Here is a 21748-nt window from a genome sequence, read left to right on the forward strand (position 1 = left end):
ATCTGTGAGGGAGAGGCGGATGCTGGGGGCATGGCAGCCTTCACAGCGGAGAACGCGTTCAGCGGTTTCAGCGTCGACGACATCGACGCGGCGAGAGAGTTCTACGGCACGACCCTCGGGCTCGACGTCGAGGTCAACGCGATGGGGTTCCTCGATCTGCGCCTCCCCCGCGGCGGGTCGGTCCTCGTCTACGCGAAGCCGAACCACACCCCGGCGAGCTTCACGATCCTGAACTTTCCGGTGGCGGACGTCGATGCCGCCGTCGAGGAGCTCAACGAGCGCGGGGTGCAGACCAAGATCTACGGCGACGACGAGTTCCCGTCGGACTCCCGCGGCATCGTCAGGGGGAACGGGCAGGGCCCCGACATCGCGTGGTTCCGCGACCCGGCGGGCAACGTGCTCGCCGTCATGCAGGCCTGACGGGGCCCGCCTCGCTCACAGCCGGTCGACCGCCGTCACCGTGACGACCGCCTCGCCCGCCTCGTCGGACGCGGCGAGATCGACGGTGGCGCTGATGCCCCAGTCGTGGTCGCCGGCGGGGTCGTCGATGATCTGCCGTGCCGTCCAGGCGGTCGGGCCCTCGGTGAGCAGCAGCATCCGGGAACTCCGGGCGTCCGGGCCGATGCCGATGTCGTCGTGCTCGGCGAAGTACGCGTCCAGCGCGTCCGACCAGGCGGCGGCGCCGAACGACGGGTCGAGCTCGGCCAGCGCGTCCCCGTCCTCGCGGGCGGCGAGCTGCACCCGCCGGAAGAGCTCGTTGCGGACGAGCGTGCGGAAGGCGCGGGTGTTGCTCGTGAGGCGCTTCGGTGCGGGCGGGACGATCGGCTCGTCGGTCTCGCTGCGGGCGGCGGTCCCGGCGGTCAGCTCGCTCCACTCGTCGAGCAGGCTGGAGTCGATCTGGCGCACGAGCTCGCCGAGCCAGGCGATGAGGTCGTGGAGGTCCTCGTCCTTCCGATCCTCGGGGATCGTCTGGGAGGCGGCGCGATACGCGTCCGACAGGTACCGCAGGACGACGCCCTCGGAGCGGGCGATCTTGTAGAACGCGACGTACTCGCCGAACGACATGGCCCGCTCGTACATGTCGCGGACGACGGACTTCGGGTGCAGCGCGAAGTCCCGGATCCATGGCTGCGCCGCGCTGAAGGTCTCGAAGGCCGCATCGAGGAGCTCCTCCAGCGGCTTCGGGTAGGTGATCGCCTCGAGGAGCTCCATCCGCTCGTCGTACTCGATGCCCTCGCGCTTCATCGCGGCGACCGCCTCGCCCCGTGAGAGGAACTCCTGCTGGCTGAGCACGGCACGCGGATCGTCGAGCGTCGCCTCGACGATCGAGATCATGTCCAGGGCGTACGACCCGGTCCCCACCCCCTGGTCCCCTTGGGTCCCTGAGCCTGTCGAAGTCTGGGTCCCTGAGCCTGTCGAAGTCTGGGTCCCTGAGCCTGTCGAAGTCTGGGTCCCTGAGCCTGTCGAAGTCTGGGTCCCTGAGCCTGTCGAAGTCTGGGTCCCTGAGCCTGTCGAAGGCTGGGTCCCTGAGCCTGTCGAAGGGTCCAGCAGATCGAACGCCGCGAGGGCGAACGGGGAGAGCGGCTGGTTGAGCGCGAAGTTGGGTTGCAGGTCGACGGTGAGCCGGACGCCCTTCGGTGCTCCGGGCACGCCCGTGTCGAACGTCTCCACGACGCCCGATTCCCGGAGCGTGCGGAAGATCGCGAGGGCGCGGAGCGCGAGCGCGCGCTGACGGGCGCGCGGCTCGTGGTTGTCGAAGACGAGCCGGCGGACGTTGGCGAACACATCCCCGCCCCGGGCGATCACGTTGAGCAGCATCGCGCTGGTGACCTGCATGTGCGAGGTCAGGGTCTCCGGCGTCGCGTCGATGAGCTTCCGGAACGACGGCTCGCCCCACGACACGAAGCCGTCGGGGGCCTTCTTGCGGATGATCTTCCGCTTCTTCTTCGGGTCGTCGCCGGCCTTGCGGATCGCGGCGAGGTTCTCGGTCTCGTGCTCCGGGGCCTGAGCGACGACGGTACCAGCGGTGTCATAGCCCGCGCGTCCGGCCCGGCCCGCGATCTGGTGGAACTCCCGCGCGTTGAGCTGGCGCATCCGCGTGCCGTCGAACTTCGTCAGCGCGGTGAGGAGCACGGTCCGGATGGGGACGTTGATGCCCACGCCCAGGGTGTCGGTGCCGCAGATGACCCGGAGGAGACCGCGCTGGGCGAGCTGCTCCACGAGTCGGCGATACTTCGGCAGCATGCCGGCGTGGTGCACGCCGATGCCGGCCCGGAGGAAGCGCGAGAGCGTCTTGCCGAACGCCGTCGTGAAGCGGAAGCCGCCGATGAGGGCGGCGATCTCGTCGCGCTGCTCACGCGTGGCGACCTTCGTGCTCGACAGGGCCTGCGCCCGCTCCATGGCCGCCGCCTGCGAGAAGTGCACGATGTAGATCGGTGCCTGCCCCGTGTTGAGCAGGTCGTCGATGGTCTCGTGGATGGGCGTCGTCTCGTAGAAGAAGTGCAGGGGGACCGGGCGCTCGACCCCCGTGACCGAGGCGGTCTCCCGTCCGGTGCGGCGCGTCAGGTCGGCGGCGAGGGTGGTGACGTCGCCGAGGGTGGCCGACATCAGCACGAACTGCGCCTGCGGGAGCTCGAGGAGCGGCACCTGCCAGGCCCAGCCGCGGTCGGGGTCGCCGTAGAAGTGGAACTCGTCCATGACCACGAGGCCCACATCGGCGGCGTCGCCCTGGCGCAGGGCCAGGTTCGCGAGGATCTCCGCGGTGCAGCAGATGATGGGGGCGTCCGCGTTCACGGCGGAGTCTCCCGTGACCATCCCCACGTTCTCGGCGCCGAACACCTCTGCCAGCGCGAAGAACTTCTCGCTCACGAGGGCCTTGATCGGTGCCGTGTAGTAGCTGCGGCGTCCGCCGACCATCGCCGCGAAGTGGGCGCCGACCGCGACGAGCGACTTCCCGGTGCCCGTCGGCGTGGACAGGATGACGTTCGCACCCGAGACGATCTCGATGAGCGCCTCGTCCTGCGCGGGGTAGAGGCGGATGCCGCTCGACTCCGCCCACTCCACGAAGGTCAGGTACACCGCATCGGCGTCCGCCGCGTCGGGAACGAGCGAGGGTTCGAGCCGCGGCGTGGGATTCATGGTGCTTCGATCATCCCATCTGCGTCATGTCGCCGATCCCGTGACCCCGAGCGCGGTGAGCAGCTCGTACGCCGTGGAGCGCGCGTGCACGATCACGGTCCCGAGCTGCGACGACGACGCCGACACCGACAGCAGGAGCTGGCCGTAGGGTGCGAGGATGAAGCTGAGCAGCGCCATCTGGTTCTCGCCGATGGACAGCGACACGATGGCCGACAGCGTCGGCTCCGTCCCTCCCGCGATGATCTCGGCCTCGGCCCGCGCGACCCCGAACAGCGAGCCGTTCATCGCCGCGAGCTGCTCGCCGCCGTCGGGGTCGACGCCGAGGGAGGCGATGTGGAGGCCGTCCGCAGTGCCGAGGACCGCGGTCGTCAGCTCCGGGAAGCGCTCCTCCAACTGCTGCAGACGGGTCTGGGCCGACGGGCCGACGATCCGCGACCACAGCGCCCAGTTGCCGGCGACGTCGGGGTGCATGCGGGACGGATCGGGCGTCGCGGCGGCGTCCTGCCGCCCGGCGGGTCCGGTCATGGCTTCTCCTCCGGAAGATCGAGAGCGGCACCGGCGACGCGCATCACGCTGTCGCGGTCGCGCGCGTCGGCCGCGAGCACACGCGAGGCCGGGATGCCGTGTCGCGCGAGCACGGGGGCGAGGGCGCGGTGGATGTCGCCGATCGCTCGTGCGGCGGTGTGGCTGACGGCGATCGCGACGCGATGCTCCTCGCCCGCGAACACGCCGAGCCACTCCTCGGCGTCGGCGACGAGGGTGTCGCGGTCGCCGCGCAGCCAGAGCAGCACCCGGGTGCCAGGGATCGAGACGCGCTGTCGCGCCGAGGCGAACCGCTGCTGTCCCGGGATGCCGATGAGCGCGATGGAGACCTCCGGCGTCGGCCGCCACGTCCCGTAGTCGAGCCCGACGGTCGTCGTGGTCTTGCCGTCACCACTCGCGAGCGACATCGGCACGTCGGTGTCCACCGGCGGGACGTCGCTCAGGGCGCGGACCGCGGTCGTCTTGCCCGCGCCCACCGGTCCGGCGAAGATCACCCGGTACCGCTGGGGCAGGTCGGTCCGTCGCCGACGCGGGCGCCTCATCGTCCGCCCCACGGGACCGCTCTTCCGCTGTCGCCCTCTCCCGAGGCCGCTCCCCACGGCCCCATGGATCACGCGCCGAGGGCGGCGACCCGGCGGTTCACCGAGGAGCGCAGCAGGGCGAGGTTCGTGGCCTGGCGATCGGCGGCCAGGTAGATGAACAGGTCGTCGTCGAGCATCTTGAGCAGGTGCAGCTGCGTGTTCAGCGTCAGCAGCATGTCCTCGAGCTCGCCCTCGATGCCGAGGGCGTCGATCGTGCGCTTCTTGTTCTTCACGATCTCGCTGTTGAACGCGCTCGCGACCTCGAGGTCGAAATCCGGGCGGACGGAGCTCGAGGCGAGCGGCAGCCCCGATTCGAGGTCGACGATCGACGCCCCGATGAATCCGTTGATGTCGCGTTCGATGTCCGCCAGCAGCGCGTTGAGCTGATCTTGCGTGGCCATGGTTCTCCCCAGTCGTCTCCGTCGCGCGCAGCAGCGACCGCCCTGTGCGGTCGTCCCCAGCGCCGCGCAACCTGTGAAGTGTATAACGTTACTCGGCGAGCGGGCCAGTCTCAGACCGAGGTCGCCGCGCGGAGGGCGATGCGGACCATGTCGCCGAACGTCTGCTCGCGCTCCTGGGCCGTGGTCTCCTCACCCGTGACGATGTGGTCGCTGACCGTGCAGATCGCGAGGGCGCGGCGCCCGTGGAAGGCGGCGAGCGTGTAGAGCCCTGCCGCCTCCATCTCGACGCCGAGGATGCCGTGCTGCACGAAGGGGGCGGTGAGCTCCGGACGGGTGCTGTAGAACTGATCGCTCGAGAACAGCGGCCCCACGTGAACCGTGGATGAGAGGGGCTCCGTCTCGCTCGCCTCCACCGCCGCGCGCAGCAGGGCGAAGTCGGCGAGCGGAGCGTAGTCGAGGCCGTGGAAGCGCACGCGGTTGATGCCGGAGTCGGTGCTCGCGCCGTTCGCGATGATGATGTCGCGCACCGCGAGCCTCTCGGTCAGCGCGCCGCAGGACCCCACGCGGACGATCGTCTGCACGTCGTACTCCGTGAACAGCTCCGTCGCGTAGATCGCCATCGACGGCTGCCCCATGCCCGAGCCCTGGACGGAGACCCGATGCCCCTCCCAGGTGCCGGTGAAGCCCAGCATCCCTCGCGTCTCGGAGTACAGCTCGGCGTCGTCGAGGAAGGTCTCGGCGATCCACCTCGCCCGCAGCGGGTCGCCGGGGAACAGCACGATGGGGGCGATCTGACCGGGTTCCGCGGCGATGTGGGTGCTCATCCGCTCAGCGTACTCAGCCCTCGCGACGGCGGACGATCTCCCCGATCCAGAGGGGCGCGAAGGGTGAGGTGCAGCCAGGGGCCGTGGGGTAGTCGGCCAGGACCTGGAGCCGCTCGCCGATGTCCACCGCCCGTGCACGCAGGTCCGGATGGAAGATGCCGATGTTCGCGAGGGTCTCGTTCATCGCCCACTGCAGGCGCGGCGGGGCCTGCTGCAGGTCGCGCTCGATGAGGTCGAGCAGGTGCGGCAGGTCGAGGCCGTCGGCGTCCTTCGTCACCCGGACCGTCGTGAGCGACCACGCGGCCGCGGCGACGGTGGGATCGGCATCGTCGAACCAGCGCCGGCGCAGCTCCTCGGCGAGGGGGGACTTCTTGAGCACGTAGTTCACGAACCAGTCGTTCACCTTGGGCGGACGGGTCTCGCGCAGCATCGTGTCGAGCTCGTCGGCGGTGAAGTCGGCCGGGCGGCACACGAGCAGGGCCAGGAGCCGGGCGGACGTCCCGCCCGTCGCCCACAGTTCGCGCGCGAGGGCCTGATCGGTCTTGATGCGCTTCGCGAGGGCGCGCATCCGGCTCAGGTTGATGCCGTGGTCGTCGCCGCGCCTCTCGTTCGCCGCGCGCTGCTTGGGGTCTTCCAGCGCCGCGAGCTCCGCCAGCGCCTCCTCCACTGTCATCCCGCCAGGGTAACCCTCGTCGACCCACCCCTTTCGGTGCGTCCCGGCCCGTTACGGACGCACTTACGGGGCCGGGTGGCGCGGAAGGGGGTGGGTCGGCGGGATGTCAGTCCTCGTCGAGGAGTTCGCCGCGGATGCGACGGAGGTCTTCCATGAGGGAGCCGATGAGGATCCAGTGCTGCGAGGACGGCGGACGGATCACGAGCGGAGCCGTCAGGGCCGGGATGGCGGACGTCAGCGGTTCGGGCTCCGCGGAGGGAGCCGTGGTCTGCACCGCGAGGCGCACATCGTGTCCGGCGCGGCGGAGCTGCTCGGCGATCGCGGCGACCGCGGGCTCTTCCCCGAGCCGGTCGTCGTAGTGATCGAAGTAGGCGCGGGTCATGCCGATGGTCTGCGTGACGATGGGCGAGAGCCGGTCGAGCAGCGCCTTCAGCTCCTGCAGGTCGGCGCGATGGGTCGAACGCCGCGGATTCAGCGTGAGCGACTCCTCCCCGGCGGCGATGGCGGTGGCCGCGGCATCCTTCATGGGCCGCAGCAGCCGCACCTCGACCATGAGCTCCTGCAGCCGCGCCGGCGTCTGCGGGGCGGGCAGGGCGTCCGCCAGGCGGTCGAGGCTCGCGGCGAGCTCCCGCCCGAGCAAGCCCACGTTCCGTCGGGCCGGCTCGACGAGCACCGGCGGCACGATCAGCGCGTTCACGACGATGCCGATCACCACCCCGATCAGGGTCTCCACGATCCGGGCGACCGCGTACTCCGGGCTCGACGACCCGAGCGCCAGCACGAGCATCGCCGAGATCGCGACCTGGTTGCCGGTGCCGGGGGATGCCCGGAAGATCCACGCGACGAGCATCGCGACGACGATCGCCAGCAGCACGATCCAGCTCGGCGAGCCGAGGAGCAGACCGAGACCGACCGCGATGACGACCCCGACGATCACGCCGATGCTGCGCTCGAGCGCCTTCGACAGCGACTGGTTGACGCTGGGCTGCACGACCAGGAGCGCGGCGATCGCGGCGAACACCGGCAGCTGCCCGGGGAAGACCCAGCCCGCGATCAGCCACGCGGCGATGGTCGCCGCGGCCGACTTCACCACCTGCAGCAGGGGGGAGCGCTGGGAGGCGCGGATCGCGGCGGGGATGCGCATGACCTCCACGGTAGTCGCGCCGATGTCAACCCCATCGCCCTTCTCGCGCCCAGCAGGCTGAATGGAGGCACACGAACGACGAACAAGTGAGGAGCATCCCCATGGTGCAGATCATCGAGACCATCGACGTCGACGTTCCCGTCCGCACGGCGTACAACCAGTGGACGCAGTTCGAGAGCTTCCCGAAGTTCCTCGACGAGGTCGTCTCCATCACGCAGATCGACGAGACCCACACGCACTGGAAGGTGAACGTGGGGGGCGCGGAGCGTGAGTTCGACGCCGAGATCACCGAGCAGCACCCGGATGAGCGCGTCGCGTGGAACAGCGTCGGCGGCGAGACCGAGCACGCGGGCGTCGTGACGTTCCACAAGCTCGACGACGACACCACGCGGGTGACCGTCCAGCTCGACTGGGCGCCGGAGGGGCTGCTGGAGAAGGTCGGCGCTCTGGTCGGCGCGGGATCCCACGCGGTGAAGAAGGACCTGAAGAACTTCAAGGAGTTCATCGAGGGCCGCGGCGTCGAGACCGGCGCCTGGCGCGGTGACGTGGACGCCTGACGCATCCTCTTCGAGGCCCGGGACCCGTACGGTCCCGGGCCTCGTCGCGTCCGCAGGCGTGCGGACGTCGGACGGGCGTGCTTGCATGGGCGCATGGACACGACGGAGCGTCTACAAGGCGAAGCTCGAGCCGTGCTGGCGACCGTGATCTGCTTCGTCGGTGGAGGTCTCGCCGGGGCGCTGCTCCTCGCCGGTCCGCCGCGGCCCCTGACGGGGGAGGGAGGCCTCGCGCTGCCCGCCGCGGGAGTCGCCGGCGGCGTGGCGGCGCTGGCCTTCGTCGTCAGCACGCTCCTGCACCGTCGGAGGGAGGCGGCGGGGATGCCACCTTGGCAGTGGACCGTGTCGCACCTCTCGGCCGCCGCCCTCACCGTGGCTTTCGGGGCCGTGACGGCGATGGGCGTGCTGCTCACCGCGGAGGTGCTCGCGGCGGGCCTGCGCGGTCTCGCGCTCGGAGCGATCGGCGGCGGGCTGCTCACGGGGGTCGCGGCGGCGGTCGGCGGACGACTCGCGTTCGGTGCGGGGATCGGTCTCCGGACCGCCGACCTCGCCGGACTCCTGTTCGGGTTCCTCGTGATCGGCACGCTGTTCGCGATGGTGACCGCCGTCGACCCTCGGTGGTGGGAGGAGAACTTCTCGCAACTCGGGGTGGGCTGGGCGTTCAACGGCACCCTCGTCGTGGCCGGGCTGCTGGTCGCCACCGTCGGCGCGTACATCGGACGCGACCTGCATCGGCTGCTCGGCGACGACGCGCTGTCCCGGATCGCGACCGTGGTCGTGCTGTGGGCCGCGGCCGGACTCGCGCTCGCCGCGGTGGGTCTCGTCCCGCTCTCCCGGGCGCCCGTGCCGCACGACATCGCCGCCGTCGCGGCACTGCTCCTGTTCCTCGGGGCGGCCGGGGTGACGACCGCCGCCGTCCCCGGGCGGCCCCTGGCCCTCGTCGTGACCTCCGTCGCTGTGGGGATCCTCGTGATCGCGGCGGTGCTGCTGTGGTGGCCCATCGGCTTCTTCCCGGTGACCGCGGTGGAGGCGGTGGTGGTGGGGCTCGGGCTGCTGTGGATGACGACGCTCGTGCGGGTGCTGGCGATCCTCGCGCCGGAGGAGGCGCGTCCCTCCGCGCGGCCCTCGCTCTGGCAGGGCAGGCAGTCGCGCGAGCTCAGGCAGGTGCACGCGCCAAGCGCCTGACGTGGCGCGAAGGCCTGCGTCGGCGTGGGGCGTCGGGAGGGAAAGGGTGCGGAAAATAGGGCATCCGTCCGATGTCGATGGGCCACCTCAGAGCGGAGTGTAGGGATACACCGAACCGCGAGGAGACATCATGTTCGAGCACCCCTACCTCACCCAGCAGGTCACTGCTTTCGAGCAGGAGCAGATCGAGCGCGCGGTCGCGCGGCGCCGGATGCTCATCGAGCATGCGGACCAGATCGTCCCGCGCCCCGCAGGCCCGCTGCGCCGCCTGCTGCGCCGCCTCGGACGCGGCAGCGGAGCCGCGGCGAACCGGGCGCCGCGCGCGGGAGCGTGCGACCCGGCCGTCGCCCGATGACCGACGTCGGCGTGCTGTCCTTCCCGCTCGGCCATCCGGATGTCCGGGGGGAGTGGCACGATGGGTCCATGGCCCCAGCCCCCGCCGCCGCGATGGTCGGGCGTGACGCCGAGCTCGCCCAATTGCGCCGCCTCTTCGACGGCGTGCGCGAGGGCGTTCCCGCCGCGCTGCTCGTCGAGGGCGAGGCGGGGATCGGCAAGTCACGGCTGGTCCGGGAGTTCGGCGCCGACGTCGCGAACGCCGCCGACGTGCACGTGGGATGGTGCCTCGACCTCGGCTCCTCCCGCGCCCCATTCGGACCGCTCGCCGGCATCCTTCGTTCGATCGTCGAGCGGCTGGGTGAAGAGCGGGCACGAGAGGCGGTCGGCGTGGGCGTCGAGGCGCTCGGCATGCTGCTGCCGGAGCTCGTCGACACCCCTGCCGCCCGTGACCGCACGAGCCCCGAGCGCCTGCGCGACGCGATCGCCTCGCTCATCGAAGCGGCCACGGAACTGGCGCCGCAGGTCATCCTCGTCGAAGACCTGCACTGGGCCGACGACTCGACCCTCGCGATCCTCTCCTTCCTGCTCCGCACGCTCGACCGCGGACGGCTCCTCCTGCTCATCACGTGCCGCACCGACGACGTGCGTCGGGGAGACGCGGTGAGCCGGTTCATCGGCGAGGCCTCGCGAGCCCGGCTGCTCGAACGGATGACCGTGCCGCGCCTCGACGACCATGCGGTCGGCGAGCTCGTCGAGCAGATCACAGGACGCGCGCCCAGCGTGACGGCGCTGGAGCGGCTGCAGGTGCGTGCCGAGGGCGTGCCCTTCTTCGTGGAGGAGATCGCCGGATGCGCCAAAGGTCCGCTGCCGGAGAGTCTGCGCGACCTCCTGCTCGCCCGCTTCGACCGTCTCGGCGACGACGCGCGCCGCGTGGTGCAGGTCCTGTCCGGCGCCGAGCGGCCGATCGCGGACCCGCTCCTCCAGCGCCTCGCCGAGCTTCCGGAGGCGCGGCTCGAGGAGGCGGTCCGTGAAGCGGTGCGCAGCAGCATCATCGTCGTCGATGAGGACGACTACCGATTCCGTCACGCCCTCCTGCGCGAGGCCGTGCACGACGACCTGCTGCCCGGCGAGAGGGCGCGCCTGCACCGGTCCTATGCCGAGGCGCTGGAGCAGGGAGAGGCTGACGACCCGGCGGCGCTGGCCTACCACTGGCAGCTCGCACAGGACGACCGTCGCGCCATCGCCGCCGCCGCGGAGGCCATGCGGCAGGCCAAGGCCCAGTACGCCTTCGCCAGTGCGGCGCGGTTCGGCGAACTCGTCCTCGAGCTCTGGCCGCTCGTGCCGGACGCGGAGGAGGCCACCGGATTCGCGAGGCTCGCGCTCCTCCACGTGCTCGGGTCGGTCCTCCGTAACGCCGGTGACGGCGAGCGGGCGCTGGCGGTCGCCAATGTCGCCCTGAGCGAGGTCGACCCGGCGACGGTCGACCCGCGGCTGCACGCGCGCCTGCTCCGCAACAAGGCGCTGTATCTCGTGAACCTCGGGCGGCTGGGGGCGATCCCGCTGCTGCAGGAGGCTCTCGAACTGGCCGAGCGGGTCGACGACGACGTGTTCCGTGCGGAGCTGCTCAATCAGCTCGCGAGTCGGCGAATGATCGCGGGCGACCGCGAGGACGCGATCCGGCTCGCCGACGAGGCCGAACGTCGGGCGAAGGGCGCCGCGACCACCGATCAGCTCTCGATCGCCGCGAATGTCCGCGGCGCGTCGCTGGCCCACCTCGGCCGGATTGCGGAGGGCGTGCGCGAGTACGAACGGGCGCGTGAGCTGGCCGCCGGATCGACCGCCGAGATGCGGTACCGCGTCAACTACTCCGATCTGCTGACGCTGCTCGGTCGCTATCGGGAGGCGGTCGCCGTTGCGGAGGAGGGCCTGCGCCGGGCCCGCGAGTTGCGCGTCGAGCGGACGTCGGGCTCGATCATGGCGCAGAACATGATCGTTTCCTTGCTCGAACTCGGGGAGATCGGCACGGTCGAGGACATGTTGGCCCGAGACTTCCTTCAGGGCACGCTGCGAGTCTTCCGGATGTACGTCAGCATGACCAGGGTGCGCGTGCTCGCGTGGCGGGGCCGGGCCGCGGAGGCCGCGGAGACCCTGCAGGAGTGGCTGCCGGCGTTCGAGGAGACGGGGGTCTCGGAGCGGCAGATCTGGTACGACCGGATCACGATGACGGTCGCGGTGGCGGAGAGCCGTGGCGACATCCGCGAGGCGCTGGACGCGGTGCGGGAGATGCTGGCGGACAAGGGTCCGGTGCTGCTGCACGAGCGCCGACTGCTCCTCGAGGCCGGCGCCCTCGTGTCGGAGCTGCGGGCGAGCGGTGGGGACGACGAGGCGGCGGTCGCGGCGATCGAGGCGGCGTGGGCGGCACAGCCGCAGGAACTGCAGGGCGACGCGTGGTCGACGGTGCTCGGCGCACTCCTCGACCCCTCGGCCGCTGCTGTCGACGAGGCTTTGCTCCGCGCGGACGGCGATGACGTGCCGGTGACGTTCCGGGTGGTGCTGCGCCTCGAACGGGCCCGACTGCACGTGGCGGCGGGTGAGCGCGCGGAGGCGGCGGCCGTGCTCGCCGCGGCGACGGCGATCGCGGAGGATCTCGGTCACGTCCCGCTGCGGAAGGCTCTGGCGCGGTTCGGCGATGCGGCAGGGCTGCGTCCGACCGGACCCCGCGAGGCCACCGACACGGAGCAGCTGACGGCCCGAGAACGGCAGGTGCTCGCCCTCATCGCGGAGGGCCTGAGCAACCGCCAGATCGGGGAGCGCCTGTTCATCAGCGTGAAGACCGTCAGCGTCCACGTCTCGGCGGTGCTGCGGAAGCTCGGCGTGAGCACGCGCACCGAAGCGGCGCTCGCCCATCGCACGGCCGAAGAAGGGGAGACCCGTCAGTCCGCCGTGGTAGCGTGACCGAGCATGCATGTCGGATCATCGGCATGATGCAGGCCGCGTGAGCGGCCGGTCAACAGAAAGTAGAAAACACATGGCCACTGGCACTGTGAAATGGTTCAACGCAGAGAAGGGCTTCGGCTTCATCGCTCCCGATGACGGCACCGAAGACCTCTTCGCCCACTACTCGGCTATCGCCGGCTCCGGTTTCAAGGAGCTCCGCGAGAACCAGAAGGTCGAATTCGACGCTGAGCGTGGCCCCAAGGGCATGCAGGCGGCGAACATCCGCGCTCTCTGAGCGTGCGCTGACTTCCTGAAGCCGGCCGGATCCGTACGGGTCCGGCCGGCTTTTCGCTGCCCCGGCACTTTCGAATCGCCCACTTTGCGGCATCCGGGCGCCGGATGGGACAAGGTGAGCGATTCGAAACGGGAGTGAGGGCGCCCTAACCTCCGTGTTAGATTAGGCGAGGCTTACCAAAGGCCGGACGCTCTCGCGTCGACACCCCACCTCCCATCCCGAAGGGAACGCCTGTGCGCACCTCTCGACTCCTCGCCCTCGGCGCGGCCGCCGCGCTCGCCGTGACGCTCTCCGCCTGCTCGTCCTCCGCGCCGGAGTCGACCGCGACCACCGGCGGCAACCCGGCCTCCGACGACGCGTTCCCCGTCACCATCGAGCACGTCTACGGCGAGACGACCATCGACGAGAAGCCCGAGCGCGTGGCCACCATCGCGTGGGCGAACCACGAGGTGCCGCTGGCCCTCGGCATCGTCCCGGTCGGCATGAGCAAGGCCACCTGGGGCGACGACGACGACAACGGCATCCTCCCCTGGGTCGAGGAGAAGCTCGACGAGCTCGGCGGCGAGACCCCGGTGCTCTTCGACGAGACCGACGGCATCGACTACGAGGCCGTGGCCGACACCGCTCCCGACGTGATCCTCGCCGCCTACTCCGGCCTCACGCAGGAGGAGTACGACACGCTCTCCAAGATCGCCCCGGTCGTCGCCTACCCCGACGTCGCGTGGGGCACCTCCGTCGACGACATGGTCGAGATGAACGCCAAGGCCCTGGGGCTCGAGGCCGAGGGGGAGGCCCTGATCGAGGACCTGCACGCCGACGCCGACGCCGCCCTCGCGGCCAACAGTGCACTCGAGGGCAAGAAGGTGCTCTTCGCCTACTTCGACCCGAGCGACCTCAGCCAGATCGGCTACTACACCGCGGCCGACACGCGCCCCGGCTACCTGCACGACCTCGGCCTGCCGCTCCCCGCCATCGTGGAGGAGAACGAGGACAGCGACCAGTTCTACCTGCAGGTGAGCGCCGAGGAGGCGCAGAAGTTCGACGACGTGGACGTGCTGGTGACCTACGGCGACGACTCCACCCTGGCCACGCTGCAGGCCGACCCGCTGCTGTCGAAGATCCCCGCCATCGCGGAGGGCCGCGTCGCCATCCTCCCTGACGCCACGCCCATCGCCGCCTCGGCGAACCCGTCGGCACTGTCGATCCCGTGGGGTCTCGAGGACTACCTGGCCATCCTCGCCGCGCCGCTCGCGAAGTAAGCTCCGCGTCCGCCCCCCAGCGGAGAGTCGTCGTGATCTCAGCACCCGTCCTCGCGTCGGACGCCGCCACCCTGCGGCGTCCGACGGTGGTGCGCACCCTCTGGCTGCTCGCCGGGGTCGGAGTGATCCTCGTGCTCGTCGTGCTCTCGGTGTCGTTCGGGGTGCGCGCGGTCACGCTCGACGACATCCTCGCGGCGCTCTCCGGCCAGACCGACACGATCGCCCAGGCCGCGGTCGTCAAGCGCATCCCGCGCACGGTGCTCGCGCTCCTCGTGGGGGCGGCCCTCGCGCTCGCCGGGGCGACCATGCAGGCCGTCACCCGCAACCCCGTCGCCGACCCCGGCATCCTGGGGGTCTCGAACGGCGCCTCCTTCGCGGTCGTCCTCGGCATCGCGTTCTTCGGGCTGAGCAACCCCTACGGGCAGATGGCCTTCGCGATCGTCGGCGCCGCCGCGGCGGCCGTCTTCGTCTACACCGTCGGGTCGCTCGGCCGCGGCGGAGCCACGCCGCTCAAGCTGGCCCTCGCGGGAGCGGCGACCTCCGCCGCGTTCGCCTCGCTCATCAGCGCGGTCATGCTGCCGCGGGTCGACCTGCTGCAGACGTTCCAGTCGTGGCAGATCGGCGGCGTCGGCGGGGCGGAGTGGCCCCGGATCGCGATCACCGCGCCCGTCCTCGCGGTCGGCGCCCTCATCTGCTTCCTGTGCGCGCGAGGGATGAACTCCCTCGCCCTCGGCGACGACATGGCCAAGGGCCTCGGCGAGCACGTGCTGCGCACCCGGATGCTATCGGCCCTCGGCGCGGTCATCCTCGCCGGCGCGGCCACGGCGATCGCGGGGCCGATCGGGTTCGTCGGGCTCATCGTCCCGCACATGTGCCGGATGCTCGTGGGGACCGACCACCGGTGGCTGCTGCCCTTCTCGGCCCTCGCCGGCGCGGCGCTGCTCACCGCGAGCGACATCGTCGGCCGCGTGATCTCGCCGTCGTCCGAGGAGATCCAGGTCGGCATCATCACCGCGATCATCGGGGCGCCGTTCTTCATCTGGATCGTCCGCCGACAGAAGGTGCGGGAGCTGTGAGCACGACCGAGCACACCCTCGTCCGCGGCGACGAGACCGCCGCCGCCCGCACCGCGCGCATCATCGCCGGCCGCCGGGCACGTCACCGCCGTCATGCCGTGGTCACCCTCGCGCTCGGGGTCGTCGTGATCGTGCTGTTCGTCGTGGCACTCATGGTCGGCAACACGTTCTACCCGCTCGACGAGGTCATCCGCGTGATCCTCGGCGAGACGGTGCCCGGTGCGTCGTTCACCGTCGGCGATCTGCGCCTGCCGCGCGCCGTCCTCGCGATCCTCACGGGCCTCGCGTTCGGCATGGCGGGCGTCACCTTCCAGACCATGCTGCGCAACCCGCTCGCCTCGCCGGACATCATCGGCATCTCGAACGGGGCCGGCGCCGCCGCGGTGTTCGGCATCGTGGTGCTCTCGCTCAACGGCCCTGCCGTCTCGCTCCTCGCTCTCGTCGGCGCGCTCGTGACGGCGCTGGCGATCTACCTCCTCGCCATCAAGGGCGGCTTCGCGGGCACCCGCCTCATCCTCATCGGGATCGGCGTCGCGGCCATGCTGCAGAGCGTCATCTCTTACCTGCTGTCCCGGGCCGCGAACTGGGACATCCAGACGGCGATGCAGTGGCTCACCGGCAGCCTCAACAACGCGTCGTGGGAGCGGGTGCTGCCGATGGCGATCGCCGCCGCGATCCTCGTGCCGCTGCTGCTCTCGCAGGGGCGGGCGCTGGGCACGCTCCAGCTCGGCGACGACTCCGCCGCGGGGCTCGGCGTGCGGGTCACCGCCACGCGCCTCGTCTTCATCCTCGGCGCCGTGGCCCTCCTGGCCTTCGCGACCGCCGCCACCGGGCCGATCGCGTTCGTCGCGTTCATGGCCGGACCCATCGCCGCGCGGCTCACCGGTCCCGGCGCCACGCTGCTGCTGCCCAGCGGTCCCGTCGGCGCGGTGCTCGTGCTCGGCGGCGACCTCATCGCCCAGTTCGCGCTCGGCGCGCGCTACCCGGTCGGCGTCGTCACCGGCGTCGTCGGCGCGCCCTACCTGATCTATCTGCTCATCCGCACCAACCGCACCGGAGGCTCGCTGTGACCGCCGCCCACCGCCTGTCCGCCGAGGGGGTCACCCTCTCCTACGGCGACCGCACCGTGGTCGAGGGCCTCGACCTGCAGATCGCGCCGGGGAAGATCACCACGATCGTCGGCGCCAACGGCTGCGGCAAGTCGACGCTGCTGCGCGCTCTCGCCCGGCTGCTGTCCCCCGGGGACGGAGAGGTCGTGCTCGACGGGAAGTCGATCCATGCCCGGCCTACGAAGGAGGTCGCGCGCATCCTCGGCCTCCTTCCGCAGTCGCCCGTGGCCCCCGAGGGCATCGCCGTCGCGGACCTCGTCGGTCGCGGGCGTCATCCCCATCAGCGGGCGCTGTCGCGGTGGAGCGCGCACGACTACGAGGTCGTCGCCGACGCCCTGGACGCGACCGGCATCAGCGACCTCGCCGACCGCAGCGTGGACGAGCTCTCCGGCGGCCAGCGGCAGCGCGTCTGGATCGCGATGGCCCTCGCGCAGGAGACCGACATCCTGCTGCTGGACGAGCCGACGACGTTCCTCGACGTCGCCCACCAGGTCGAGGTGCTCGACCTCCTCACCGACCTCAGCGTCGCGCGCGGCACCACGATCGTCATGGTGCTGCACGACCTCAACCTCGCGGCGCGCTACGCCGACGAGCTGGTCGCCATGAAGAACGGCCGCGTGCACGCGATCGGCGCCCCCCAGGACGTCGTCACCGCCGAGCTCGTGCAGGAGGTCTTCGGCCTCCCCAACCAGATCACCATCGACCCGGTCTCCGGCAAGCCGATGGTCACCCCCATCGGAAGGCATCATGTCCGCTGAATCCACCACGACCGAGCGCCCGACCTACATCCTCACCCGCGCCGAGGTGCGCGCCGTCGCCCGCGTCTCCCCGTCGTTCGTGCGGGTGACGCTCGGCGGCGAGGAGCTCAGCGAGCTGGGGACGCCGGGGGAGGTGTACGACAGCCGGGTGAAGCTCGTCTTCCCACCCGCGTCCGGCGTGCTCGCGGAGATCGACCGGTCGACGCACGACTGGTGGGGTTCGTACCTGGCCGTCCCGGAGGAGGAGCGCGGCTCGATGCGCACCTACTCCGTCCGGGACCTGCGGGTCGACGGCGACGGCCAGACCGAGGTCGACATCGACTTCGTGCTGCACCTGGAGCCCGGGCTCACCGGTCCGGCCTCTCGGTGGGCGAGCACGGCCGCGGTGGGTCAGGAGCTGTGGCTGGTCGGCCCGCGTCGGGGGGTCGTCGCACACGGCGGCGCGGAGTACGCCCCGGGGGCGGCGACCTCGGTGGTCCTGGTCGGGGATGAGACCGCGGCCCCCGCCATCGCCCGCATCCTGGAAGACGCCCCGCGCGACCTCCGCGGCACGGCGTTCATCGAGGTGCCGTCGCCCGCGGACGTGCTCGCGATCGACGTGCCGGCCGGGGTGGACGTGCACTGGCTGCCGCGCGACGCCGGAGAGCCGCACGGGCTCCGCCTCATCCCCGCGGTGCTCGAGCACCTGGGCGACGACGACGCCGGGGACGAGATCCGCGTCACCGACATCGAGGGGGAGGACCTCCTCTGGGAGACCCCCGAGTACTCGAGCCTGGGGGAGGAGATCGCGCCCGACGCCGCCGCCGGCCGCTATTTCTGGATCGCGGGGGAGAGCGGTGTCGTGACGACGCTGCGTCGGCACCTCGTGAAGGACCTCGGGATCGACCGCGCGCAGGTCGCGTTCATGGGCTACTGGCGCCGCGGCGTCGCGATGCGGGGCTGAGATGACCGAGGCCATCGATCACCGCAGCCTGGCGGGGGAATCCCTCGTCCTCGGCTACGGCCGCACGCGGGTCGTGCACGACGTCTCCCTGCGCCTCGCGCCGGGACGGGTGACCGCGCTGATCGGACCGAACGGCAGCGGCAAGTCGACCGTCCTCCGCGCTCTCGCACGGCTGCACCGCATCGAGGCCGGAACCGTGCGCGTGGGCGGTGCGGAGCCGCGCGACGCCGCCGCCCTCTCCGCCAAGGAGTTCGCGAAGACCGTCGCGATGCTGTCGCAGTCCCGGCCGCACCCCTCCGGGATCGAGGTCTCCGACGTCGTCGCCTACGGCCGGCACCCGCACCGCGGACGGTTCTCCGGCGTGAGCGACGCCGACCGCGCCGCCGTGGCGCGCGCCCTCTCCCTCACCGGCCTGTCCGCGATGGCCGCCCGTCCGGTCGACCAGCTCTCCGGCGGCGAGCTGCAGCGTGTCTGGCTGGCGACCGCACTCGCCCAGGACACCGGGGTGCTGCTGCTCGACGAGCCGACCAACCACCTCGACCTGCGCTACCAGGTGGAGACCCTCGACCTGGTGCGGGAGCTCGCCGACGACCACGGCACCGCGCTCGGCGTCGTGCTGCACGACCTCGACCACGCCGCCTCGGTCGCCGACGACGTCGTGCTGATGCACCGAGGGCGGGTGCACGCGGCGGGGGCTCCCGCCGAGGTCCTCACCGGCGAGAACCTGTCGCACGTGTACGGCCTGCGCATCGACACCGCCCTCGACGAGGAGACCGGCCTGGTGCGGGTTCGTCCGCGCGGTCGCCACCACGGTCGCCTCCGCGCCCCCTCCGCCCCCTGATCCCGACCCCCTGAAGGAACCACCGATGAAGAAGACCCCCCTCGCCGTGCTCGCCCTCGGCGGCGCCCTCACCCTCGCGCTCGCCGGCTGCGGCACCACGCAGACGCCGTCCGCCGAGGGGGCCGACGCCCCGACCTCGACGAGCGCGGGCTGCACGGACGACACCACGAGCACCTCGACCGGGGCGGTCTCCGTCACCGACGACCTCGGCCGCACGGTCGAGCTCGACAAGCCGGCCGAGCGCATCGCGGTGCTCGAGTGGCAGCAGATCGAGGACGCCCTGTCGCTGTGCGTGACGCCGGTCGCGGTGGCCGACGCCGAGGGCTACAGCACCTGGGTCACCGCCGAGGAGCTGCCGGAGGGCGTCGTGGACGTGGGCACCCGCCAGGAGCCGAATCTGGAGACGCTGTTCGGCACCGATCCCGACCTCGTGATCGTCGAGGTGAGGGCCGCGGACGACCCCATCGTCGCGCAGCTCGAGGCCTACGACGTGCCCGTGCTCGCGACGATCGGCGCCGATGCGAAGGACCCGATCGCCAAGATGCTGAACACCTTCGACCTCATCGCCCAGGTCACCGGCCGCGAGGAGCGGGCCGACGTCGTCACCGAGGAGTTCCAGGAGCACCTCGACACCGCGAAGGCCGAGCTCGCCGACCGCGACCTCGCCACGACCGACTTCGTGTTCTTCGACGGCTGGGTCGACGGCGGCAACGTGGCGCTGCGTCCGTTCGGCCAGGGCTCGCTCGTCGGCGAGGTGGGCGAGGAGCTCGGGCTGACGAACGCCTGGACCGGCGAGGTCGACCCCGTGTACGGCCTCGGTCAGACGGATGTCGAGGGCATGACGACGGTCGGCGATGCGAACCTGTTCTACACCGGCACCGCGGACCCGGACTCGGAGAGCTTCGTCGACGCCCTCGCCGACAACCCCGCCTGGACCTCGCTCCCTGCGGTGGCGGAGGACCGCCTGACCGCGTTCCCGGCCGGTATCTGGACCTTCGGCGGCCCGCGTTCGACCTCGCAGATCATCGACGGCTACCTCGAGGTGCTCTCGAAGTGACCGAGACCCTCCGCCTCGACGACACGACGGCGACCGCGGAGCCCGACGCCCCGTCCGCCGTCTCCGTGGGGGCGGGGGGTCGCACGCCCGGGGTGTGGACGGGCGTCGGCGTGCTCGTCGCTCTCGCCGTCGTGCTGGTCGCGGTCGCCTGCTGGCACCTCACCCAGGGCACGAGCGGCGCGGTGTTCGCCGACACCGACGTCCTCTGGGGGTCGCGGGTGCCGCGGCTCGCCGCCGGCGTCGCGGTGGGCATCGCCCTCGGGGTCGCCGGCATGCTGCTGCAGTCCCTCGCCCGCAACGCCCTCGCGTCGCCGGACACGCTCGGCGTGACAGCCGGGGCCTACCTCGCCGTCACCGCGCTCGCCGCGTTCGGGATCGCCGTGCCGGTGTGGGCCTCCGGGGCGGTGGCGTTCGCGGGCGGCATCGTCGCCGCGGGCATCGTGCTCGGGCTGGCCGGAGGGGCGGGGTCGTCCACGACCCGCCTCATCCTCGCCGGCACCGCGCTCGCGCTCGCCTTCCAAGCCGCGACCTCGACGCTGCTCATCCTGTTCGACGAGGAGACCAAGGGACTGCTCGCCTGGGGAAGCGGGAGCCTGTCGCAGCTCGGACTCACCGCGTTCCTCCAGGCGGCACCGGTCGTCGTGGTCGTCACGGTGCTCGCGCTCCTGCTCGCACGGCGCCTCGACATCCTGTCGCTGGGGGACGACACCGCCTCGTCGCTCGGCGTGCCGATCCGGTCGACGAGGACCATCGGGATCCTCCTCGCGGTCACTCTCACTGCGGTCGCGGTGACCCTCGCGGGGCCGATGGGCTTCGTCGGGCTGTGTGCGCCGGTGCTCGCGCGGCTGCTGACGCGGGTGGTGCCGAGCCTGAACCGCCATGTGCTGCTGATCCCCGCGGCGGGGCTCCTCGGCGCCCTCGTCGTCATCCTGTCCGACGCCCTCCTGCGCGCGGTGATCGGCGCGGAGGCCGCGATCCTCATCCCGACCGGCGTCGCGACGACGCTGCTCGGTGCGATCGTGCTCGTGCTCATGGCCCGACGCCTCCGCGACGCCGGGCCCACGCGCGAGCCTCCGCGGGTGCGCTTCGGCGTCCGCAGCCGCCTGCGCTTCCGGATCACCCTCGCCCTCGTCGCCCTCGGCGTGGTCGGGGTGCTGCTGCTCGGACTGCTCGCCGGGCACACCTGGCTGCTCACCGGCGACATCGCGCTGTGGCTGCAGGGGCAGGCTCCCGCTCCCATCGCCTTCGCCCTCGACGAGCGGGCGCCGCGGATCGTGGCCGCTGTGGTCGCCGGCGCCGCGCTCGCGCTCTCCGGCGCCGTGATCCAGGGGGTGAGCCGCAACCCGCTCGCCGACCCGGGCATCCTCGGCGTCACCGGCGGCGGCGGGCTCGGTGCGGTGCTGGTGATCACGAGCATCACGTCGTCGACGGGCGGGATGATCGTCGGGGCCGTCGCGGGCTCGCTGCTCGCCTTCGCCCTCGTCTACCTGCTGTCGTGGCGGGGCGGCCTGAACGCGGACCGTTTCCTGCTGATCGGCATCGGGGTGTCGTACTTCACGGTCTCGCTCACGACCTTCCTCCTGCTGCGGTCGAACCCGTGGGACACCCCGAAGATCTACACCTGGCTCTCCGGGACGACCTACGGGCGGGTGTGGGAGCAGGTCATCCCGCTGGCGATCGTCCTCGTGATCGCGGTGCCGTTCGTGGTGATGGGTCGCCGAGAGCTCGACGTGCTGTCGCTCGATGAGGACACGCCGCGACTGGTCGGCATCCGGCTGGAGCCCGTCCGGTTGACGCTGCTGCTGGTGGCGGCCGTCCTCGCGGCGCTGAGCGTGACGGCGATCGGGGTCATCGGCTTCGTGGGGCTCGTGGCGCCGCACGCCGCGCGGGCGCTGGTGGGCGCACGGCACTCGCGGGTGATCCCGACGGCGGTGCTCCTCGGCGGGCTGCTCGTCGGCATCGCGGACACGATCGGCCGGACGGTGATCGCCCCCGCGCAGCTCCCGGCGGGTCTCGTGGTCGCGCTGATCGGCGCCCCGTACTTCGTCTGGCTGCTCTGGCGCTCCCGCTGACCCGCTTCGAATCGCGCAAATG

Annotated in this window: 21 protein-coding genes; 14 read left to right on the forward strand and 7 right to left on the reverse strand. The window is 71.6% G+C overall.

All coding sequences use genetic code 11. From position 1 onward, the window contains the following. Positions 1-30: 30 nt before the first annotated feature. A complete protein-coding gene (locus KZC57_RS11385) occupies positions 31-420 on the forward strand; it encodes a VOC family protein (RefSeq protein ID WP_025104040.1) in 390 nt (129 codons plus the stop codon). A gap of 15 nt (positions 421-435) precedes the next feature. Here KZC57_RS11385 and KZC57_RS11390 read toward each other — a convergent pair whose 3' ends face one another. The 7 genes from KZC57_RS11390 to KZC57_RS11420 all read right to left on the reverse strand — a co-directional run bounded on the left by KZC57_RS11390 (position 436) and on the right by KZC57_RS11420 (position 7304). Beyond that, positions 436-3138 carry a DUF3516 domain-containing protein gene (locus tag KZC57_RS11390; RefSeq protein WP_247641802.1) on the reverse strand — a complete coding sequence of 901 codons (2703 nt, stop codon included), beginning with the start codon at positions 3136-3138 and terminating at the stop codon, positions 436-438. A 24-nt stretch (positions 3139-3162) separates the two neighbouring features. After that, positions 3163-3663, reverse strand: a complete 501-nt coding sequence (locus KZC57_RS11395) for a hypothetical protein (RefSeq protein WP_060923396.1) — start codon at positions 3661-3663, stop codon at positions 3163-3165. Then, positions 3660-4223, reverse strand: a complete 564-nt coding sequence (locus KZC57_RS11400) for a hypothetical protein (protein ID WP_247641803.1) — start codon at positions 4221-4223, stop codon at positions 3660-3662. Before KZC57_RS11400 ends, KZC57_RS11395 begins: the two co-directional genes overlap by 4 nt. A 68-nt stretch (positions 4224-4291) precedes the next feature. Then, complete coding sequence (locus tag KZC57_RS11405) at positions 4292-4663, reverse strand: hypothetical protein (RefSeq protein WP_025104036.1); 372 nt, start codon at positions 4661-4663, stop codon at positions 4292-4294. 110 nt (positions 4664-4773) lie between these two features. After that, on the reverse strand, positions 4774-5487 hold the full coding sequence (deoD, locus tag KZC57_RS11410; protein ID WP_136051017.1) for a purine-nucleoside phosphorylase: 714 nt from the start codon (positions 5485-5487) through the stop codon (positions 4774-4776). 13 nt (positions 5488-5500) lie between these two features. Further along, positions 5501-6160 (reverse strand): DNA alkylation repair protein, encoded by a 660-nt coding sequence (locus KZC57_RS11415; RefSeq protein WP_247641804.1) that lies wholly within the window; start codon positions 6158-6160, stop codon positions 5501-5503. Between the two features lie 106 nt (positions 6161-6266). Then, positions 6267-7304: an aromatic acid exporter family protein gene (locus KZC57_RS11420; protein WP_060923400.1), complete on the reverse strand. Its 1038-nt coding sequence runs from the start codon at positions 7302-7304 to the stop codon at positions 6267-6269. Positions 7305-7405: 101 nt separating this feature from the next. Here KZC57_RS11420 and KZC57_RS11425 point away from each other — a divergent pair, with 101 nt between their 5' ends. The 13 genes from KZC57_RS11425 to KZC57_RS11485 all read left to right on the forward strand — a co-directional run bounded on the left by KZC57_RS11425 (position 7406) and on the right by KZC57_RS11485 (position 21726). Then, positions 7406-7861 (forward strand): SRPBCC family protein, encoded by a 456-nt coding sequence (locus tag KZC57_RS11425; protein WP_105949107.1) that lies wholly within the window; start codon positions 7406-7408, stop codon positions 7859-7861. Positions 7862-7954: 93 nt separating this feature from the next. Continuing rightward, complete coding sequence (locus KZC57_RS11430) at positions 7955-9043, forward strand: DUF998 domain-containing protein (protein WP_247641805.1); 1089 nt, start codon at positions 7955-7957, stop codon at positions 9041-9043. Between the two features lie 130 nt (positions 9044-9173). Continuing rightward, complete coding sequence (locus KZC57_RS11435; RefSeq protein WP_105949109.1) at positions 9174-9398, forward strand: hypothetical protein; 225 nt, start codon at positions 9174-9176, stop codon at positions 9396-9398. A gap of 68 nt (positions 9399-9466) precedes the next feature. Beyond that, positions 9467-12334, forward strand: a complete 2868-nt coding sequence (locus KZC57_RS11440; RefSeq protein ID WP_247641806.1) for a helix-turn-helix transcriptional regulator — start codon at positions 9467-9469, stop codon at positions 12332-12334. A gap of 73 nt (positions 12335-12407) precedes the next feature. Then, the gene (locus tag KZC57_RS11445; protein ID WP_025104028.1) at positions 12408-12611 is read left to right on the forward strand and encodes a cold-shock protein; all 204 of its coding nucleotides are present in this window, start codon (positions 12408-12410) and stop codon (positions 12609-12611) included. A 233-nt stretch (positions 12612-12844) separates the two neighbouring features. Next, positions 12845-13870 (forward strand): iron-siderophore ABC transporter substrate-binding protein, encoded by a 1026-nt coding sequence (locus KZC57_RS11450; RefSeq protein ID WP_247641807.1) that lies wholly within the window; start codon positions 12845-12847, stop codon positions 13868-13870. Positions 13871-13902: 32 nt separating this feature from the next. Next, positions 13903-14946, forward strand: a complete 1044-nt coding sequence (locus KZC57_RS11455) for an iron ABC transporter permease (RefSeq protein WP_060922837.1) — start codon at positions 13903-13905, stop codon at positions 14944-14946. Then, on the forward strand, positions 14943-16016 hold the full coding sequence (locus KZC57_RS11460) for an iron chelate uptake ABC transporter family permease subunit (RefSeq protein WP_247641808.1): 1074 nt from the start codon (positions 14943-14945) through the stop codon (positions 16014-16016). The genes KZC57_RS11455 and KZC57_RS11460 overlap by 4 nt, the downstream gene beginning before the upstream one ends. After that, positions 16013-16813, forward strand: coding sequence for an ABC transporter ATP-binding protein (locus tag KZC57_RS11465; RefSeq protein ID WP_085604661.1), 801 nt, complete (start codon positions 16013-16015; stop codon positions 16811-16813). The genes KZC57_RS11460 and KZC57_RS11465 overlap by 4 nt, the downstream gene beginning before the upstream one ends. Continuing rightward, positions 16803-17756 (forward strand): siderophore-interacting protein, encoded by a 954-nt coding sequence (locus KZC57_RS11470; RefSeq protein WP_060922835.1) that lies wholly within the window; start codon positions 16803-16805, stop codon positions 17754-17756. The genes KZC57_RS11465 and KZC57_RS11470 overlap by 11 nt, the downstream gene beginning before the upstream one ends. Position 17757: 1 nt before the next feature. Continuing rightward, a complete protein-coding gene (locus KZC57_RS11475; protein WP_105949113.1) occupies positions 17758-18597 on the forward strand; it encodes an ABC transporter ATP-binding protein in 840 nt (279 codons plus the stop codon). Positions 18598-18622: 25 nt separating this feature from the next. Then, positions 18623-19654 (forward strand): iron-siderophore ABC transporter substrate-binding protein, encoded by a 1032-nt coding sequence (locus KZC57_RS11480; protein WP_247641809.1) that lies wholly within the window; start codon positions 18623-18625, stop codon positions 19652-19654. Further along, on the forward strand, positions 19651-21726 hold the full coding sequence (locus KZC57_RS11485) for an iron ABC transporter permease (protein ID WP_308194421.1): 2076 nt from the start codon (positions 19651-19653) through the stop codon (positions 21724-21726). The genes KZC57_RS11480 and KZC57_RS11485 overlap by 4 nt, the downstream gene beginning before the upstream one ends. The last annotated feature ends 22 nt before the right edge of the window (positions 21727-21748 follow it).

It is taken from the genome of Microbacterium sp. KSW4-4, from assembly GCF_023091185.1.
GTDB lineage: Bacteria > Actinomycetota > Actinomycetes > Actinomycetales > Microbacteriaceae > Microbacterium > Microbacterium paraoxydans.

Excerpts from the sequence above, each read along its gene's own strand:
- KZC57_RS11385 (WP_025104040.1), top strand. The coding sequence starts at position 31 with ATGGCAGCCTTCACAGCGGAGAACGCGTTCAGCGGTTTCAGCGTCGAC.
- KZC57_RS11390 (WP_247641802.1), bottom strand. The coding sequence starts at position 3,138 with ATGAATCCCACGCCGCGGCTCGAACCCTCGCTCGTTCCCGACGCGGCG.
- KZC57_RS11395 (WP_060923396.1), bottom strand. The coding sequence starts at position 3,663 with ATGACCGGACCCGCCGGGCGGCAGGACGCCGCCGCGACGCCCGATCCG.
- KZC57_RS11400 (WP_247641803.1), bottom strand. The coding sequence starts at position 4,223 with ATGAGGCGCCCGCGTCGGCGACGGACCGACCTGCCCCAGCGGTACCGG.
- KZC57_RS11405 (WP_025104036.1), bottom strand. The coding sequence starts at position 4,663 with ATGGCCACGCAAGATCAGCTCAACGCGCTGCTGGCGGACATCGAACGC.
- deoD (WP_136051017.1), bottom strand. The coding sequence starts at position 5,487 with ATGAGCACCCACATCGCCGCGGAACCCGGTCAGATCGCCCCCATCGTG.
- KZC57_RS11415 (WP_247641804.1), bottom strand. The coding sequence starts at position 6,160 with ATGACAGTGGAGGAGGCGCTGGCGGAGCTCGCGGCGCTGGAAGACCCC.
- KZC57_RS11420 (WP_060923400.1), bottom strand. The coding sequence starts at position 7,304 with ATGCGCATCCCCGCCGCGATCCGCGCCTCCCAGCGCTCCCCCCTGCTG.
- KZC57_RS11425 (WP_105949107.1), top strand. The coding sequence starts at position 7,406 with ATGGTGCAGATCATCGAGACCATCGACGTCGACGTTCCCGTCCGCACG.
- KZC57_RS11430 (WP_247641805.1), top strand. The coding sequence starts at position 7,955 with ATGGACACGACGGAGCGTCTACAAGGCGAAGCTCGAGCCGTGCTGGCG.
- KZC57_RS11435 (WP_105949109.1), top strand. The coding sequence starts at position 9,174 with ATGTTCGAGCACCCCTACCTCACCCAGCAGGTCACTGCTTTCGAGCAG.
- KZC57_RS11440 (WP_247641806.1), top strand. The coding sequence starts at position 9,467 with ATGGCCCCAGCCCCCGCCGCCGCGATGGTCGGGCGTGACGCCGAGCTC.
- KZC57_RS11445 (WP_025104028.1), top strand. The coding sequence starts at position 12,408 with ATGGCCACTGGCACTGTGAAATGGTTCAACGCAGAGAAGGGCTTCGGC.
- KZC57_RS11470 (WP_060922835.1), top strand. The coding sequence starts at position 16,803 with ATGTCCGCTGAATCCACCACGACCGAGCGCCCGACCTACATCCTCACC.
- KZC57_RS11475 (WP_105949113.1), top strand. The coding sequence starts at position 17,758 with ATGACCGAGGCCATCGATCACCGCAGCCTGGCGGGGGAATCCCTCGTC.
- KZC57_RS11480 (WP_247641809.1), top strand. The coding sequence starts at position 18,623 with ATGAAGAAGACCCCCCTCGCCGTGCTCGCCCTCGGCGGCGCCCTCACC.